Source organism: Streptomyces sp. NPDC051684 (assembly GCF_044453445.1).
GTDB lineage: Bacteria > Actinomycetota > Actinomycetes > Streptomycetales > Streptomycetaceae > Streptomyces.
Map to the genome: position 1 here is coordinate 23,782 of NZ_JBITCS010000054.1, position 15,652 is coordinate 39,433.

Consider the following 15,652-nt stretch of genomic DNA (forward strand, 5'->3'; position numbering starts at 1 on the left):
CGCGACCGCACGGGAGGGCGAACGGCCGTGGTGGCGGGGCGAGTTCGTGAGCTGCGGGGGTGTGCACGGGGTTCCTCGGGTGTGCTGGTGTCAGCGGTGCGAGCGGCGGCGTACGGCGAAGAGGGTTCCCGCGCCTCCGGCGACGAGTGCGGCGGCCCCGGCGCCCAGGACGGTGGTGGTCGTGTTCGAGGCCCCAGTATGGGCGAGCTCGTCGTCGGCCGGGGCGGGTGCGGGTGTGCCGGGCTTGGTGGGGACGGGCGTGGGTGTACCGGACTCGGTGGGGGCGGCGCTCGGTGCCTCCGAGGAGGCCGCGTCTCCCCTGCTGCCAGGGGCGGCCGGCGCGGCCGATGGCGGGGTGCTCGCGGTCGGCGTCGGGACGCTGGTGGCGGACGCCGAGGGCGCCGGGCTCGGCGCCTCGGTGCCGGCGGCCGAAGGGCTCGTCGGCCGCGGCACCGAAGTGGCGTGGGCGACGGGAACCGCGGCCAGAGCGGCCAGCAGGCCGGTGGCCACGACGGCACTGCGCACAGCGGGAACAAGGTGGTTCACGGAAGTACTCCACGGTCGGGGAGAGGACGCCGGACGGCACCCTTCACCCCCACACGACGTGCGAGTGGGCGTCAGGTTGCCGCGGCCGAGCAAGAATTTCCTCGCGGTCGTCCGTGAGGGGGCGCCCCTTCCACCTTCGCGTTCCCGTCCTCGTGTTCCGGCCCGCTTCCCGGGTAGCCGTGGAGAGAGCGAGGACGCGGTGTCGCGACCCTTGTCGAACGACAGACACGTGGAGGAGTCATGGCCGGCATTCTCGACCGGATCAAACGGTACAGCCGCAGCCCGCAGGGCAGGCAAGCGATTGCGACCGCGCGCCGCACGGCGTCGGACCCCCGCAGGCAGGCGCAGGCCCGCTCGTGGCTCGCCCGACTGCGCCGCAGGTGAGCAGTTCCTGAGTGGTTCCGGAATCTTTGCGCGAGCCCATGTGCCGTGCTTGGCTCACCGGATGAACTTTCTGTTGACGGCAGCCGGGGTGCGCAACGAGACGCAGCGGGACGCGCTGCGGGACATGCTGGGCAAGCCGTTCGGAGCGGCGAACGTCGTGTATGTTCCCACGGCGTCCGTCGCCGAGCCCGGAGACCACGGGTGGTCCGTCGCGGACATGAACCGGCTGTACGCCCTCGGCTGGCAGGAATTCGACATCCTGGAACTGAACGGCCTGCCCCGCCAACTGGTGCTCGACCGGCTCCTCCACGCGGACGTCATCTACGTCGCGGGCGGCAACCACTACCACCTCGCGCGCAGCATCACCGGCAACGACCTGGCCGACGGCTTCTTGGAGGCGCTGCGGAGCCGGGTCTGCGTGGGGTTCAGCGCCGGGTCGATGATCTTCAGCCGTCACCTCACCGGACACTCCGCTGACGTCATCGGGGACACCGCGGACCTCCACGTGCTCGGCGCGACGGACGTGCAGCCGCCGTTCGGCCTCTTCGACTGGTACCTCAAGCCCCACCTGAACTCACCGGACTTCCCCGAGCGGGACGACGCCTGGGCCGAACGCATCGCCGCACGGGCGGACTTCCCCATCTACTTCATCGACGACGAGACGGCCGTCCGCGTCAGGGACGGTGAGGTGGACGTCATTTCGGAAGGCAAGTGGCGGCTCCATCCGTGACCCCCGGTCCACGGCCCCTCGAAGTCGGCTTCGGTGAGGCGATGACCGGGTGGGCGGTGTCCACGCTGCCCGACGGGCCGTCGAAGTAGCCGCCGGACAGCTCGATGCTGCCCAGGACGGCACCGTCGTGGGCGATGGTGCCCGTCTTCATGTCGGGGTCGCGACAGGCACTGAAGGCGGTGCGGCCGCGGGCGGCGAGGGCGGACAGGACACCGGCATCGAAGCCGATCCCGCTGTCACCTTCGAAGGCGAGGGTCCAACCGCCCGGCATGTCTCGCCCCAGGACACAACCCAGCTCGGACTCGGCCTCAGTCAGACACGTACGCCTGGTCGCCGGGACCGCTCGCGACGCGTCCGCCCCACGAGGTCGGCCGCCGCCTGCGGCCAAGAACCGTGCTCGAAGGTGAACCCGGCCTCCTCCAGCCGCCCGGGCACCACCCGTCGGCTCTTCAGGAGGAGTTCGGTGTCGGAACGCAGAGCGAAGGCGCCGATCTCGGCCATCCATCGTGTCGCGGGCAGCCCGACCGGCATGCCCCAGGCAGCGCGCAGGCTGCGCATGAACTCCCGCTGCGGCAGCGGCCCCGGAGCCGCGAGATTGACCGCCCCACCGACATCGTCACGGCCGATCAGGAACTCCACCGCACGGACGAAGTCACCACCATGAATCCATGACACGTACTGCGTGCCTCCGGCAACCGGCCCACCCAACCCGAGCCGCGCCATCCACGACAGATAGTCGAAGACACCACCACGGTCGGGACTCATCACCATCGCCGACCGCAGAGCCACCTTGCGCGTGTACGGGGTCTCGGCCCGCTCCTGCTCCCGCTCCCAGTTCTTCGCGATCTCGACGCTGTACGCCCAGTACCCGGGAACGCCGGGCTCGGCCCCGCCGATCACGCCCGTCGCCTCGTCGTTCGGCGCATCGAAACGGTGCGCGTAGATAGTGGCGGTGCTCATCTGCAGCCAGACGCGGGGCGGCCTGCGGGCGGCGGCGATCGCTTGGCCCACGACACGTGCGGAGTCCACGCGGGAGTCCATCATGGCGCGCAGGTTGTCATCGGTGTAGCGGCAACTGACGCTGCGCCCCGCCAGGCTGATCACGACGTCACTGCCGTCGACCGCCTCCGCCCAGGGGCCGAGCGTCCGACCGTCCCACTCGACTTCGCCGTCCCGCACGGGACGCCTGGTCAGCACGACCACCTCGTGCCCCGCAGCGGTCAGCGCCCGCCGCAGCACACCGCCCACCTGCCCCGTCCCACCGGGCAGCACGATCTTCACGGGCGCCTCCCCTGACGCGTGGCATCACACAGCAGAACCAGCGTACGACCCGACCCGGCCCGACCCGATTCGGACCCGTGTCACCAGACCGCTTGAACGGCTCGCCATGCGCGGAACGTTCAGTCGAGTGATACTTCAACAACATCATTCGGGCCGCCCGGAAAGAGAGAAGCCGTGGACGACTATCCGCTTCTTGACCTGTTCCTGACGATGCTGTTCTTCTTCCTCTGGGTCATGTGGTTCTTCCTGCTCTTCCGGGTCGTCTCGGACATCTTCCGCGACGACGAACTGAGCGGCTGGGGCAAGGCAGGGTGGATGATCTTCTGCATCGTGCTGCCTTTCGTCGGTGTATTCGTCTACGTCATCGTGCGGGGCAGCGGGATGGGTCGGCGCGACGCGCGGCGGGCCCAGGAGGCGCAGTCCGCCTTTCAGGACTACATTCGCAAAACAGCCGCGGAGGGAGCAGAACAGCCCTCCCGCACCGACGAGCTCTCACGCCTCGCCGACCTGCACCGGTCCGGTGCGCTGACCGACGAGGAATTCGACCGGGCCAAGACGAAACTTCTGGCCTGACCTAGCCTCACCTGGCCCCACCCGCTCTCACCCCAGAAAAGGAACACCGCCAGGAAGACGGAAAGAGGAACGGCCGGTAAGACCTGCCGGAATCGCTGTTTTCGCGGGCCGCTATCGGCCGCGGTGAAGGCGCCCTGCGTGCAGCCCTCCCTGCCCCGAGGTGGCTTGTTCCCCCGCTTACGTGATCACCGCGCAGCAGGTTTCCTCATCCTTTGTCAGTGGTGGCTGCGAGCATGGGTGGTTCGGCGGGGAGCTGTATCAGGGGGAGGCCGAAATGCCTTGGGTCAGGCCGTACGGCGGCGCGGGCACGGCGTCGAAGTCGGGGGCAGGGGTTGGGCAGCAGCCGCGGCCGAAGCCGGAGCCGGAGCCGGAGCCGGAGCCGACGGCGGTTTACCCGGTGCGCTTTCCCGGATGGGAGGAGTCGAAGAAGCCGCGGCCGACGGTCTCCGGCTCTCGTCCGATGGAGGTGAGCGGTGAGCCGGCGCCCGCCGGTTCGGCGGTCGAGGCCGAGGCGGCGGCCCACCAAGCGGCAGCAGCGTCGGCAGGCGCAGCTCGCGGGTGCGGCCGTGGCGGTGGCGGTCTTCGTCGCAGTCGTCAACTGGCTGCTCGTGCACTGGTGGCTGCTGGTCGTGCTCGCCGTAGTGGGCGTACTCGCGGGCGCGGGTCTGCTGTATCGGCGTCGGCAGCAGGCGCTGTGGGAACAGGCGCGGCGGCAGGGGCTGCGCTACGGGCTGCCCCAGTTGGACGGGCTGCACCACCGTGAATTCGAGTACGCGATACGGGACTTGATGCGCCGGGACGGGTGCACGGACACGAAGCAGATAGGTGGCGCCGGGGACAACGGCGCGGACGTCCTCGCCACCGATCCCCTGGGCCGCAAGTGGGTGATCCAGTGCAAGCACCGCCGCGGCGGCTCCGCGGGCTCGGCGGTGGGCACGCCGGATCTGCAGCGGGTCAACGGGACGGCCCGCCAGCTGTACGGCGCGGACGTGGTCCTCGTCGTCACGAACGGCCGCTTCTCCACGCGTTGCGCGCCACTGGCCCGGCAGCTGCACATGCACCTGGCGGACCGCTCGATGTTGGCGACCTGGGCGGCCGGCTCACGCCCCTTGTGGGACCTGCTGCCGAAGGTCCCTCCGCCGCGCCGGGGCGCGTGAGCGGCCACGCCGAGAACCACACGGTCCGCCCGTGGCCCGAGGCCCGGCCGGGTGTCGGCCGGGTGGCGGGGCACGTCTCCGTCTCAGGGCCGCCGCTCCGGATCGCCGTCGCGCACCTGGTTCAGTCGGCCACCCGATGCAGCGTCGTCCGGCCGAGGCGAGGTTCCGCGCGAGCGGCGAGCACCTTGATGCGTACTCGGGTCGCGGTCACGGGCGCGTCCAGCGGGAGGATCCGTTGATGGCCGATGGTGGTGCCGGTGGCGATCCGGCGCCACGTCCCGCCCACCTCCGCCTCCACGGCGAACTTCTCCACCCGTTGCCCGTGCTCGATGTCCTCCCGGACGACGACCCGGTCGAAGGTGGTCGTTCCGTCGGCGTTCCTCGCCACCGGACCGCCGTAGACCTTCCGGACCCGTTGTCCGAAGGCCGTCAGCTCGGCGACGTCCGCGGCGTCGATCGTCCCCGCCTTGGAGGGCGGCACGTTGAGCAGCAGGGACGCGTTGCGCCCGACGCTCTTCTCGTACAGGTCGAAGAGCTGGGCCGCCGTCTTGGGCTTCTGGTTCGCGTGGTGGAACCAGCCGGGCCGGTTGGAGACATCGGCCTCCGCCGGGAACCAGGACAGATGGGTCACGCCGGACTCCGTGAGCCGGGCCCGGGAGCCGATGTCGTCGACGCTCGCGCCGTGCGGCAGCAGCCATTCGTTGTGATACGTCCGCGGGTCGGCGGTCGTCGGCACCACGCTCCACTCGGTCTCGCGGGCGATCCCGTCCTCGTTGCCGACCCAGCGCGCACCGGCCGGGCCGCCGAAGACCACGGTGTCCGGCGACAGCGCCCCGATCACCCGGAACCACTCCTCGAAGCGGTACTCCTGGATGATCCCGGCGTCGGCCCACGGATTGGCGCCGTCCAGCCAGAATTCGTCCAACGGCCCGTATTCGGTGAACAGTTCGTAGACCAGGTTCAGGTAGTACGCGTCGTAGTCGTTGACGTGCACGGTGAACGTGGGCAGCTTCCCCGACCGTACGGCGTCCGCCCGGTCGTCGCCCTCCATGAGGGTCGGAATGGTGTGTTCCTTGACGGCGCTGCCGTTGCCGAACCGGCCGAGGCCGCCGGGCGCGCGGTCACCGTCGTCGACGGCGGTCTGCTCCACCGAGGTCAGCTTCCCGCCCCCGGCCTGCTTCTTGCGCAGCGACTCGATCCACTCGGCGTGCCAGGCGTGCGGCAGTTCGCCGCCGTCGGAGGGCGAGAGATAGATCCCTACGCGCAGCCCATGGGCGCGGGCCGCATCGACGTACTTGCGGACGACATTCGGCTGCCCGGGGCTCTTGAGGATCGAATGGGGTGTGTACCGGCTGGGGAACAGGGTGAATCCGTCGTGATGCTTGGCGGTGATCATCGCAAGCTCGGCGCCCATGGTCTTGTACGTGCGGATCCACTGGTCGGCATCGACCGCGGTCGTCGCGAACGTCGCCGGGTCCTCGGCGCCCGACCCCCACTCGCGGTCGGTGAAGGTGTTCATCCCGAAGTGCGTGAACGCCGTGATCTCCCGCCGCTGCCACGCCAACTGCCCTTTTCTGGGTACGACGTTCACGGCCTTGGCGATGATCTGCTCCGGGGTGTCGCCCCCGGCGACCGGAATGATCGAGGCGGGGCGGACACGGGCCCCGCTGCCGGCCGGCTCCCCCGTCGGCGCGGCAGTGGCGGCGGCGTACGCGCCGGCGCTGCCGAGGGCGGCGATCGCGGGGGCGACTCCCAGGACACCGAGGATCTGGCGACGAGACGTCATCAATCACTCCTACAGGCACATTTGCTCGGATTTCTCTTCGCTGCGCTTCTGTGGATCATGACGCAGTAACGAGTTTTCGGTAAGAGCTGTGACGGGAGTGATCCCACGCCCCTCCATGCAGCCCGGCGGCCCTCTTGCTTCCGGCTCAGGCTTCACGGACGAAGGTCGCACAGTCAGGACACTCGTCGAGGTATCGATGCCGGCACTCAACGGCGTGCTGCAGAAAGGTGATGGCTCGCCGCCTGTGCGCGACCTCCTCCTCGAGCGCCGAGATCTTCGCCTTCACGACGGCCTGCGCCGCCGCTTTCGTCGGCGACATGGCGGCGGTGACCTCGGGCAACGAGAGCCCGACGCGGCGCAGCTTCAGTACCGTACGCGCCTGCTCCAGCGCCCTGTCGTCATAGACGCGGTAGCCGTGGCCGTCACGGCGCACGCTGAGGGCTCCGACGTGTTCCCAGTGCCGCAGCACGTGAGCCTCGATGCCGAGCTCCGCGGCCACTTCCCCGATCGCCTTCACCGCACGTCCCCTTGCCTTCATGTCGACCTGAACCCCTAGGGCCTGTCGTTTGGATCAGGCCGGGCTCGCGGGGCCTGGCACGCACCCTGATCCGGCCTGATCCAAACGACAAGCCCTAGCGTCCCGGGCATGCCTGACACCACCGCCCCCACCGGCTTTCCGCCCCGTCCGTCGATCCTGGTCACCGGCGCGACCGGCAACCTCGGCCGGGAGGTCGCCGACCACCTCCGGGCCCACGGCGCGCGCGTACGATGCCTCGCGCGCGCTCGGACCGACCGGCATCCGGGAGCCGAATGGGCCCTCGGCAACCTCGCCGACCCCGGCACCGTGCGCGAGGCGCTCGTCGGCATCGACGCGGTCTTCCTGATCTGGCCGCTGCTCGATTCCGCCTCCGCCCGTGGCCTGGTCGTCGCCGAGCGCCAGTCCGAAGCGGGCGCGGACGTGGCGGTCACGGACGTCGACGAGCAACTCGCCGTGAAGGCCGCACAGAAGCTGCCGGGCAAGGCACTGCCCCTGCAGCTGGACGTCACCGACGCGGACAACGTGCCCGCCGGCGCCGAGCGCATGATACGCGAGTGGGGGCGGGCTGGACATCTGGGTCAAAAACGCGGCAATCTTCCCCGCCACTCCCGCCCTGGAGCTACCCACGCAGAGACCTGGGACGAGGTGTTCTCGGCGTCCCGGGCGACGTCGTCCGCATCGGGCTGTTCTGCGCGAGCGACCTGGCGGCCTTCATGACGGGGAGCACACGCCTCGCGGACACCGGAGACACGGCCTGACCGGCCCGGTCCGCCGCCCTCAGCCCAGAGCCACCGTCCACGCGTCGTACGCGTACACCCAGTCCCCGTTGCCCGAGGTGCGCAGCCAGTCGTTGCCGCGGGAGCCGAGTTGGACGCGGGCGGTGCGGTCCTGGCGGGTGGTCTCGTACGACTTCAGGGCCCCCTCCGGGCAGCGGGGGTCCGCGGTGGCCAGCGCGCGGGCGAGGACGACGGCGTCCTCGATGGCCATGGCGGCGCCCTGGGCCATGAAGGGTGTCATCGGGTGGCAGGCGTCGCCGAGCAGGGTGCAGCGGGCCGACGACCACGCGGGCAGGGGGTCACGGACGTACAGGGCGGACTTGAGGACCTCGTCGCAGGCGTCGAGTACGGCGCGCGCCTCGGGGTGGAAGTCCCGGTAGTGGGAGCGGAGTTCGGCGGCGTCGCCCGGGGTGGTCCAGGATTCGTGCTGCCAGCTCTCCTGGGCCGTGGTCGCGAAGACGAAGAGGTCCCGGCCCCGGCTGAGGGGGAAGGTGACCAGCTGGGTGGCCGGGTCGGGTCCCCACCACTTGGTGAAGGCGTCCATGCCGGGGACGTCGAGGCGCCCGGCGGGGACCACGGCACGGTAGGCGACGAGGCCGGTGAACCGGGGTGTCTCCGGGCCGAACAGGTCGGTGCGTACGACGGAGTGGATGCCGTCGGCGCCGACCAGGATGTCGACGTCCGCCCGGGTGCCGTCCTCGAACGTCGCGGTGACACCATCGGCGTGCTCGGTGGTGTGTGTCAGCCGGCTGCCGAAGCGGACCGTGCCGGGCGGCAGCGCCTCCTCCAGGGCGGCGAGCAAGTCCGCACGGTGCATGGTGAGTTGCGGGGATCCGTAACGGGCCCGGGCCTCGTCACCCATCTCGATGCGGGAGGTCTCCTCGCCGGTGTCCCAGTCGCGGCTGAGGCGGTGGGTGGGGCGGGCCGCTGTGCGCCGCAGTGTGTCGCCGATGCCCAGGCCGTCGAGGGCCTTGACCGCGTTGGGCGTGAGGTTGATGTCGGCGCCGACGCGGCCGAAGTGTGCCGTCTGTTCGAACACGACCGGTTCCAGGCCCGCCCGCCGCAGGGCGATCGCGGCGGCGAGCCCGCCGACGCCGCCGCCCACGATGCCGACGGTGGGTGCCTTGTGGGTGGGGTCGTGCTGGTTGTTCTCGTGCATGGTGCGGTTCTCCGTGGAACTCGTGGGAGGGGTGGGGTGGTTCAGTGCAGGGGGACGAGGCGGGTCAGGTCGTGGCCGACGACGACCGGTCCGGTGTAGGTGGCGGCCACCTTGCGGGTCCAGTCGTCGTCACCGACCTCGCGCGGGTCCGGCGGGCCGATGTGGCTGAGTGCGACGCGGCGCGCCCCCGCCGCGGTCGCCAGCCGGCCGACATCGGCCGGCGCGGTGTGCGATGCGGTGAGGAAGTCGAGGAGGCGGTCGGAGTAGCCGAGGCCGCGGTAGAAGTCGGGCTCCATGGTCTCGTGGACCAACAGATCGGCGCCCGCGGCGAGTTCGCCGACGCTGTCGCTGTACGCGGTGTCGCCGGAGACGGCGACGACGCCCTCCTCGGTCTCGAAGCGGTAACCGAAGCTCTGGTGCAGCGGCGGGTGTGGGACCTCGCGGGCGGTGACCCGCACCCGGTCGTCCTCGTACACGAGCAGGTCCTGCCCGACCGGCGGCGACACCAGGTCGTGGGGCCGGACGAGTTCCGCGAGCGGGGTGCGTGTGCTGGTGCGCAGGCGGACGGCGACGTCCTGGCCGAAGGCGGCGAGGAGGTGGGTGAGCATGCCCTCGGTTCCGGGCTGCGGGTGGCCGGGCAGGGTGCGGTCGGGGCCGGGGCCCGCGATGTGGACGGGCTGGTTCACGCCGTGGTTGGCCGGGCCCCAGCCCAGCAGGAACAGGTTGAACAGGTCGGCGGTGTGGTCGGAGTGCAGGTGGGTGAGGAAGACCGCGCGCAGGTCGCTGAGCCGCAGCCCGGCCTGCGCGTACTTGCGCAGCGCGCCGTAACCGGCGTCCACCAGGTACGTACGGTCCCCGACGACGACCGCGGTGGAGGCACCCTGCCGGCCGGGCGCCGGGTAGGGGCCCGCGCCGGTACCGAGCAGGACGACGCTCAGCGCGGTCGGGCCGTCCGGCCGGGCGTCGCCGGTGACCTGGACCGCGTCGGGCGGGACGGCGGGGGCCGGGAGGCCGGTGGGGCCGCCGCAGGTGCACAGGTCCGCGGAAGGCTGCCCGTTGGGCATCGGAGCGTTCACGGCGAGACCTCCTCCAGGGCGCGGCCGGCGGTCTCCTCCGCGAAGAGACCCGCCACCACGGCCCCGGCCAACGTGAAGACGGAGAGCAGGAGGAAGACCGCCGACAACTGCGTGCCACCGCCGTAGACCAGGCCCACGAGCAGCGGGCCGACGATCAGTCCGAGGCGGTTCATGACGCCGCCCATGCTGCAGCCCAGGGCGCGGGCCCGGGTCGGGTAGAGCTCGGGGGTGTAGAGGTAGAGGCTGATGTTGACCGCGAAGTTGAACATCGCCGCCAGCGAGGACCACACGGCCAGTTGCCAGGGTGCTCCGGCGCCGAGCACGGCCAGGACGACGAGCATCGCGGTCGTCCCGCCGAGGCCGCCCACGACGATCCCGCGCCGCCCGACCCGGTCCACCAGCAGGGCGGCGAGTACGCAGCCGACGAGTCCGGCGACCGAGGCCATGGTGCTGTACCAGAGCGCGGAGCTCAGGGACATGTCGTAGACGCCCTTGTAGATCGTGGGCAGCCAGGAGGTGATGCCGTAATTGGCGAGGTAGCCGACGAACCAGATCGTCCAGATGACCAGCGTGCGGCGGCGGTAGCGGCCGGTGAACAGGTCGCGCAGCGAGCCGCGGACGGGGACCTGTGCGGACGGCTCGGTCTCCGGCACGGAGGGAGCGGGCGGGGCGGACGGTTCGGGCAGCTCCGCGCCGCTCGCGCGGCGCACGCGTTCCTCGATGAGGTCCATCGTCGCCCGCGCCTTCTCGTACCGGCCGCGGGAGGCCAACCAGCGGGGCGACTCCGGGATGCGGCGCTGGAGGAGCACGGCGGCCAGGCCGGGGACGGCGGCGAACAGGTAGAGCGCGCGCCAGCCCCAGTGCGGGATGACCCAGGCGGCGAGCAGCGCGCCGGCCGCGAGTCCGGCCGGGAAGACGATCTCGTAGAAGAGGACGAAGCGCCCTCGGCGGTGCGCCCGGCTGATCTCGCTGATGTACGCGGCGGCGGTCGGCACCTCGCCCCCGATGGCGAAGCCCTGCACGAACCGGAGGACCAGGAACGGCAGCAGCGAGGTGCAGCCCGCCATCAGCAGACTGCACGCGGCGGTGAGGGCGACGCAGACCGAGATGACCTTGACCCGGCCGACCCGGTCGGCGGCCCAGCCGGAGACGTAGGCGCCGAGCAGCATGCCGATGGAGCCGATGGTGAGGGTGAGCGTGGTGCCCGCCGCGGAGATGTCCCACTCCTTGGTGATGACGGGCAGCGTGTAGGCGATCAGCAGCTGGTCGAAGGCCTCGAAGAAGGTGACCACGCCGATGGCGAGGCGCACCATGACCTGCCAGCGGGACATCGGCAGGCGTTCGAGGCGCGCCGCGATGTCCTGCTGCGCGGCGTCGGGCGTGAGGCTGGTACTCATGCGGCCCTCCTGGGGGCCTGACGGCCCTGACGGATATGACTTAGTGCTAAATGTTTTAGCGCTAAGGTTTCTAGCAGGCCGCAAGAAGCGGCCACAACCCCTCCGCGCCAAGAGATTGCGACCGCTTCACATGTGGTGTGCCGTCAGGTCGAGCGTCGTAACGCCAGGTCCGAGACCGGGCCGCGCGCTATGCGCCGCCGTCCGCCTTCACATCGCCCCTCCCCCGCGCCGCCGCCCGGTCGAGGGAGGACTCAAGCCGGGCCAACAGGCCCGCCAGTTCGGTACGTTCCGGGTCCGTGAGGTCGGCGAGCATGTCCGCCTCGTGGGCGAAGTGCGCGCCGATGATCTCCTCGGCGAGTGCGAGCCCCCGGTCGGTGAGCTGGATGTGCACGATCCTGCGGTCGTCCGGGTCCCGCACGCGCAGGGCGAGCCCGGCGGCCTCCAGCTTGTCGACCCGCTGGGTGATGCCACCGCTGGTCAGGAGGTTGGCGTCGGCCAGTTCACTGACGGTGCGCCGGTAGGGGGAGCCGGCCCGGCGCAGCGCGGCCAGCACACCGAAGGCGGGAACCGTGAGGTCGTAGGTCTCGAAGAACGCGTTCAGTTGGGCCTGATACCGGTTGAAGCTGCGGTGCAGTCGGCTGAACACCCCCAACGCGGTTGCGTCCACCTCGGGGAACTCGCGTTGCCACTGCTCCAGCATGGCGGCCACGGCGTCCTGGTGCCCCGCCCGGCGTTCACTCATCGCTCCCTCATCCCGCCCGCCCGAGAGTCCCGCCCGCCCGAGAGTTGGGCCGAGCCGCGAACGGGCATTCTACGGCGGGCGGATACGGCCGGTGGGCAGCGGGACCGGGGCGCCGCCCACCGGCAGTCCCACACGCGACGCACCACCGCGCCCCGCTCGGTCGACGGTCAGCTCGATGACCTCGGCCACGTAGCGGTCGGTGTTGTCGAAGTGGCGGTTCATCGCCTCCACGGCGGCGGGCGCGCCGGGATGAGAAGGCGTCACGTTCACCGCGCCGCACGGCTGGTGACGATCGGCCCGGAGGGACAGCCACGCACCTGACGGGAGAGCAGCCACCACCGCCGACCGACCTGCGATTCCATCTACCGCGGACGCGGCGGTGCCACTGCCGCGGCCAGGAGTCAGGCCGCCGGGCGGCGCGGGCACTTGCCCCACGGCGAGGAGACCAACCACCAGGGGATGGCGACGGTGACCTCCGCCCTCGACACCGCACCGGCCGCGCGCCGGCGGTCGCATGACATCGCACACCCCGCAGAAGGCTTCAGTTCCGCGTCCAGGCGCGGATTTCTACAGCGGCACTGCGTACGTCGAGCGCCTCTCTGTCGATACGCTCGGTCAGGTCGGCAGCCGTCTTGGCACTGACGGTGACGAACAGTCCTGACGCGCTCAGATATGAGGCCGCGACGACGGCGGCGAATAGTTTGTTGCGCGCCTCCAGTGCGGGCACGCGCACCAGCTGGTGCATGAGGGCAGCCGCCCGATGGTGCGGTTCGGCGTAGACGTAGACGTCGATCACCTTGTCGGCGTGCCGGGCGACGGCGGCCTGCAGGCTGCCGAAATCGGTCACTTCCGGGTCGCCGGGCACGCTGCGGTGAGCCAGGTCGAGGAGCCAGGCGCGGTCGATGCGAACGATCACGCGGCGCGGTCGCCCCTGCGGGAAGGGGCGGCACCGTGGCCGTCGGCCCCGAAGCGGTCGTCGAAGTGGTCGGCCCACTCCCCGGCGAAGTGGTCGGCGGCGACGAGGAAACGGTGGCGCAGGTCGTTGGCTTCGTCAGCGAGGAGCTGGCGGGCGTACTCGTTGACTTCCATACCCGCGGCGGCCGCCCGCTCCTCGATGCCCACGTACACCGATTCGTCGACCCGGATGTTGATCTGCTTCTTCGGCATACTCCGACTGTAGCGCTTCGTACGGCACGCTACAGGGCTCCGGCGATAGCCATGGATCCGGAACCCGCACCAGCCGTGTCTTCAATGGAGCGACGCTCTCGCAGCCCGATTCACGGCCCCGTCTCAACGGCTGTCGGTCATCGCGCCCGTCACCGCGATGGTCTCGCCGATCGTGTAGCTGGAATCGGGTTCCAACGCGAGGTACACGTACTCCGGGGCGAGCTCCTCCGGCTGGACCGCGCGGCCCACCGCGACCGTCGCGGCGAGGTTCTCCTTCAGGTCCGCGATCCCGCTCACCACTCGATGGGCAGGACACGCCCTCTACCGCTGGTTCACCCGCCGTACCCACCAGAAGAAGATCACCGACCACACCACCACCCACACCGAGGCCGCAAGCACCGACGCCAGCCACGACTCGTCCGAAATGAAGTGCCAGAACAACGCCATCACCACGAACCCCAGCAGCGGCCCTGCCACGACCCCGTATCGCCTCATGCCGACCAAGTACCCTTGAACGGAGCTGAGATGACGCCCGCACTGCGCACCGCCCGCGGCTGCATCATCGCCGCGGCCGCGCTCACCGGCGCGCGCCTCCCCCTTCGCGCCAATCCGACAGTCGGCATCGAGCGCGCGTACCGTGAGCTGCTCGTCCGGCTCGACGGCGAGCCGAGCGTGCGTGAGCTGCCGACGCGGCCGCTGTCTCCCCCTCGACGATCTCATTGCAGCTCAAGCTCATGCGAGCTTGCGGCGTCGACATCCGGACGCAAGGCCGGCGCCGCCGCTTGTGCCCGCACTGCGGCGGCGACCTGCGACCTGCGCCCCACACCCCGCACGGGCAGGAGTGGCCGTTGCCCGATTGACCACCTATTCCTGTGGCGGCTGCGGGCGCCCTGCCGGAGCCGCTTCTCGACGTCGAACAGGAGAGCCCCGCAGCGACGGGGGATGCACCGCGGGGCTCTGCGCCCATTCTGGCACGGGACTTACTCGCAGGTAAGCATGGGGCGCGCCGGAGCGGGTGAACGCCGCACAGACCGCCTCATCCGCACGCCTCGTCAGAAGCTCATCGTTCTGTCGCTCTTGGCTGTCGCCGTCGCCTTCGGCTGGTACGCCGCTCGACCGGTCCATCCTTCGTCGTGCGTCGTCTTCTCCGGGGCTTACGTGCCCCTCGACGCCTCCCCGGAGGAGCTGGACGCGGCCAATCAGCGGACATACGACAAGGCCCTGGCCGCCGGGGCCTGTGGGCCGGCGCACGCCCGATTCCGGGGCTGGTTCGACTGATCAGGTGCGGTGGTAGCCGGGAGGTGTCGTCAGGTGCCGTCCAACGGTCCCGGGAGCGGTCGGCGCGGATCGTCGCGGCGTGGCGCCGGTCGCGTCTTCGATCTCGTGGGCGGTCCAGAGGCACCGCGCCTCCAGGTCGGTCGTGCTCCGGGCGAAGAACTTGTCCGGGCTCTCACGACCGGCGTCATACGACGACAACGCCTGAACTGCTCCCTCGCGTTCACGGCATCGCCGATCAGCCCTTCGGCGTCAGCCACAGCGTGGACAGCGGCGGAAGACACACCTCCAGCGAAGCGGGCAGGCCGTGGCAGACCGTCGGCCTCTGCGTCAGCCGGGCGCCGTTGGTGACCCCACTGCCGCCGTATCGCTTCGCATCGGTGTTGATGACCTCCTGCCATGCGCCGGAGGCCGTCCGCGGGACACCGAGCCGGACGCCCTCCCGTACCACGGGCGAGAAGTTGGACACCGACAGCAGCGGCGTGCCGTCGGCCGCGTGGCGGAGGAATGCGAAGACGTTGTCATCCGCGCCGTCGGCGACGACCCAACGGAAGCCTGCCGGGTCGGAGTCCCGCTCCCAGAGCGCGGGGGTGTCCGTGTAGCGTCGGTTGAGGTCCCGGATCAGGCGTCGCACTCCCAGATGATCCTCTCTGCCCGCGGCGCCATCTTCGATGAGGTGCCACTCCAAGCCGTGTGCCTCGGACCATTCGGCGCCCTGGGCGAACTCCTGGCCCATGAAGAGGAGTTGTTTGCCGGGGTGGGCCCACATGAAGGCCAAGTAGGCGCGGTGGTTGGCGCGTTGTTGCCACCAGTCGCCGGGCATCTTGGAGACCAGTGAGCGTTTGCTGTGCACGACCTCGTCGTGGGAGATCGGCAGGACGTAGTTCTCGCTGTACGCGTACACCATCGAGAAGGTCATCTCGTTGTGGTGGAACCTGCGGTGTACGGGCTCGTGGCTCATGTAGTCGAGCGAGTCGTGCATCCAGCCCATGTTCCATTTCAGGCCGAAGCCGAGGCCGCCGAAGCCGGCGGGGCCGACGTGGTGGGTGGCGCGGGTGACGCCGT

Annotated in this window: 20 protein-coding genes; 5 read left to right on the top strand and 15 right to left on the bottom strand. The window is 70.5% G+C overall.

From position 1 onward, the window contains the following. Nucleotides 1-90: 90 nt before the first annotated feature. Nucleotides 91-546, bottom strand: coding sequence for an LAETG motif-containing sortase-dependent surface protein (locus ACIA8D_RS38260; RefSeq protein WP_399239472.1), 456 nt, complete (start codon nt 544-546; stop codon nt 91-93). Nucleotides 547-991: 445 nt separating this feature from the next. Between ACIA8D_RS38260 and ACIA8D_RS38265 the strand changes: the two genes are divergently transcribed. Next, nucleotides 992-1,660 carry a Type 1 glutamine amidotransferase-like domain-containing protein gene (locus ACIA8D_RS38265; protein WP_399239474.1) on the top strand — a complete coding sequence of 223 codons (669 nt, stop codon included), beginning with the start codon at nt 992-994 and terminating at the stop codon, nt 1,658-1,660. On the opposite strand, the gene ACIA8D_RS38270 is transcribed toward ACIA8D_RS38265, so the two are convergent. Then, nucleotides 1,626-1,931: a hypothetical protein gene (locus tag ACIA8D_RS38270; protein WP_399239476.1), complete on the bottom strand. Its 306-nt coding sequence runs from the start codon at nt 1,929-1,931 to the stop codon at nt 1,626-1,628. The two genes, ACIA8D_RS38265 and ACIA8D_RS38270, sit on opposite strands and share 35 nt — an antisense overlap. 41 nt (nt 1,932-1,972) lie before the next feature. Beyond that, nucleotides 1,973-2,941 carry an epimerase gene (locus tag ACIA8D_RS38275; RefSeq protein WP_399239478.1) on the bottom strand — a complete coding sequence of 323 codons (969 nt, stop codon included), beginning with the start codon at nt 2,939-2,941 and terminating at the stop codon, nt 1,973-1,975. Between the two features lie 174 nt (nt 2,942-3,115). On the opposite strand from ACIA8D_RS38275, the gene ACIA8D_RS38280 reads away from it, so the two are divergent. Continuing rightward, complete coding sequence (locus tag ACIA8D_RS38280) at nt 3,116-3,514, top strand: SHOCT domain-containing protein (protein WP_399239480.1); 399 nt, start codon at nt 3,116-3,118, stop codon at nt 3,512-3,514. A gap of 473 nt (nt 3,515-3,987) precedes the next feature. Then, nucleotides 3,988-4,671, top strand: a complete 684-nt coding sequence (locus tag ACIA8D_RS38285; RefSeq protein WP_399239482.1) for a restriction endonuclease — start codon at nt 3,988-3,990, stop codon at nt 4,669-4,671. Nucleotides 4,672-4,792: 121 nt separating this feature from the next. Here ACIA8D_RS38285 and ACIA8D_RS38290 read toward each other — a convergent pair whose 3' ends face one another. Next, complete coding sequence (locus tag ACIA8D_RS38290) at nt 4,793-6,457, bottom strand: alpha-L-fucosidase (RefSeq protein WP_399239484.1); 1,665 nt, start codon at nt 6,455-6,457, stop codon at nt 4,793-4,795. A gap of 145 nt (nt 6,458-6,602) precedes the next feature. Then, the gene (locus tag ACIA8D_RS38295) at nt 6,603-6,974 is read right to left on the bottom strand and encodes a MerR family transcriptional regulator (RefSeq protein WP_399239486.1); all 372 of its coding nucleotides are present in this window, start codon (nt 6,972-6,974) and stop codon (nt 6,603-6,605) included. Between the two features lie 129 nt (nt 6,975-7,103). Here ACIA8D_RS38295 and ACIA8D_RS38300 point away from each other — a divergent pair, with 129 nt between their 5' ends. Next, a complete protein-coding gene (locus tag ACIA8D_RS38300; RefSeq protein ID WP_399239488.1) occupies nt 7,104-7,712 on the top strand; it encodes an SDR family oxidoreductase in 609 nt (202 codons plus the stop codon). Nucleotides 7,713-7,772: 60 nt separating this feature from the next. Here the strand turns inward: ACIA8D_RS38300 and ACIA8D_RS38305 are convergent, their stop codons facing one another. From ACIA8D_RS38305 to ACIA8D_RS38345, 9 genes are all read right to left on the bottom strand, one after another. Further along, nucleotides 7,773-8,930: an FAD-dependent monooxygenase gene (locus ACIA8D_RS38305; RefSeq protein WP_399239490.1), complete on the bottom strand. Its 1,158-nt coding sequence runs from the start codon at nt 8,928-8,930 to the stop codon at nt 7,773-7,775. A gap of 41 nt (nt 8,931-8,971) precedes the next feature. Further along, complete coding sequence (locus ACIA8D_RS38310) at nt 8,972-10,006, bottom strand: MBL fold metallo-hydrolase (protein ID WP_399239492.1); 1,035 nt, start codon at nt 10,004-10,006, stop codon at nt 8,972-8,974. Continuing rightward, a complete protein-coding gene (locus tag ACIA8D_RS38315) occupies nt 10,003-11,403 on the bottom strand; it encodes an MFS transporter (RefSeq protein ID WP_399239494.1) in 1,401 nt (466 codons plus the stop codon). The genes ACIA8D_RS38310 and ACIA8D_RS38315 overlap by 4 nt, the downstream gene beginning before the upstream one ends. A gap of 187 nt (nt 11,404-11,590) precedes the next feature. Further along, entirely contained in the window at nt 11,591-12,145 is a 555-nt protein-coding gene (locus tag ACIA8D_RS38320) for a MarR family winged helix-turn-helix transcriptional regulator (protein WP_399239496.1), read from the bottom strand. Between the two features lie 69 nt (nt 12,146-12,214). Next, on the bottom strand, nt 12,215-12,409 hold the full coding sequence (locus ACIA8D_RS38325; RefSeq protein WP_399239498.1) for a hypothetical protein: 195 nt from the start codon (nt 12,407-12,409) through the stop codon (nt 12,215-12,217). 277 nt (nt 12,410-12,686) lie between these two features. Beyond that, nucleotides 12,687-13,061, bottom strand: a complete 375-nt coding sequence (locus ACIA8D_RS38330) for a fic family toxin-antitoxin system, toxin component (RefSeq protein ID WP_399239500.1) — start codon at nt 13,059-13,061, stop codon at nt 12,687-12,689. Beyond that, entirely contained in the window at nt 13,058-13,312 is a 255-nt protein-coding gene (locus tag ACIA8D_RS38335; RefSeq protein WP_399239502.1) for a plasmid mobilization protein, read from the bottom strand. The genes ACIA8D_RS38330 and ACIA8D_RS38335 overlap by 4 nt, the downstream gene beginning before the upstream one ends. Nucleotides 13,313-13,435: 123 nt before the next feature. Further along, entirely contained in the window at nt 13,436-13,609 is a 174-nt protein-coding gene (locus tag ACIA8D_RS38340) for a hypothetical protein (RefSeq protein ID WP_399239503.1), read from the bottom strand. Between the two features lie 24 nt (nt 13,610-13,633). Beyond that, nucleotides 13,634-13,807: a hypothetical protein gene (locus ACIA8D_RS38345; protein ID WP_399239505.1), complete on the bottom strand. Its 174-nt coding sequence runs from the start codon at nt 13,805-13,807 to the stop codon at nt 13,634-13,636. Nucleotides 13,808-13,837: 30 nt separating this feature from the next. Between ACIA8D_RS38345 and ACIA8D_RS38350 the strand changes: the two genes are divergently transcribed. Next, nucleotides 13,838-14,590: a hypothetical protein gene (locus tag ACIA8D_RS38350; protein ID WP_399239507.1), complete on the top strand. Its 753-nt coding sequence runs from the start codon at nt 13,838-13,840 to the stop codon at nt 14,588-14,590. Nucleotides 14,591-14,825: 235 nt separating this feature from the next. On the opposite strand, the gene ACIA8D_RS38355 is transcribed toward ACIA8D_RS38350, so the two are convergent. Then, nucleotides 14,826-15,652, bottom strand: an 827-nt coding sequence (locus tag ACIA8D_RS38355; RefSeq protein WP_399239509.1) for an alpha amylase C-terminal domain-containing protein, incomplete at its 5' end; no start/stop codon positions are given.

Excerpts from the sequence above, each read along its gene's own strand:
- ACIA8D_RS38335 (WP_399239502.1), bottom strand. The coding sequence starts at position 13,312 with ATGCCGAAGAAGCAGATCAACATCCGGGTCGACGAATCGGTGTACGTG.
- ACIA8D_RS38320 (WP_399239496.1), bottom strand. The coding sequence starts at position 12,145 with ATGAGTGAACGCCGGGCGGGGCACCAGGACGCCGTGGCCGCCATGCTG.
- ACIA8D_RS38290 (WP_399239484.1), bottom strand. The coding sequence starts at position 6,457 with ATGACGTCTCGTCGCCAGATCCTCGGTGTCCTGGGAGTCGCCCCCGCG.
- ACIA8D_RS38305 (WP_399239490.1), bottom strand. The coding sequence starts at position 8,930 with ATGCACGAGAACAACCAGCACGACCCCACCCACAAGGCACCCACCGTC.
- ACIA8D_RS38315 (WP_399239494.1), bottom strand. The coding sequence starts at position 11,403 with ATGAGTACCAGCCTCACGCCCGACGCCGCGCAGCAGGACATCGCGGCG.
- ACIA8D_RS38345 (WP_399239505.1), bottom strand. The coding sequence starts at position 13,807 with ATGAGGCGATACGGGGTCGTGGCAGGGCCGCTGCTGGGGTTCGTGGTG.
- ACIA8D_RS38300 (WP_399239488.1), top strand. The coding sequence starts at position 7,104 with ATGCCTGACACCACCGCCCCCACCGGCTTTCCGCCCCGTCCGTCGATC.
- ACIA8D_RS38265 (WP_399239474.1), top strand. The coding sequence starts at position 992 with ATGAACTTTCTGTTGACGGCAGCCGGGGTGCGCAACGAGACGCAGCGG.
- ACIA8D_RS38350 (WP_399239507.1), top strand. The coding sequence starts at position 13,838 with ATGACGCCCGCACTGCGCACCGCCCGCGGCTGCATCATCGCCGCGGCC.
- ACIA8D_RS38270 (WP_399239476.1), bottom strand. The coding sequence starts at position 1,931 with ATGCCGGGCGGTTGGACCCTCGCCTTCGAAGGTGACAGCGGGATCGGC.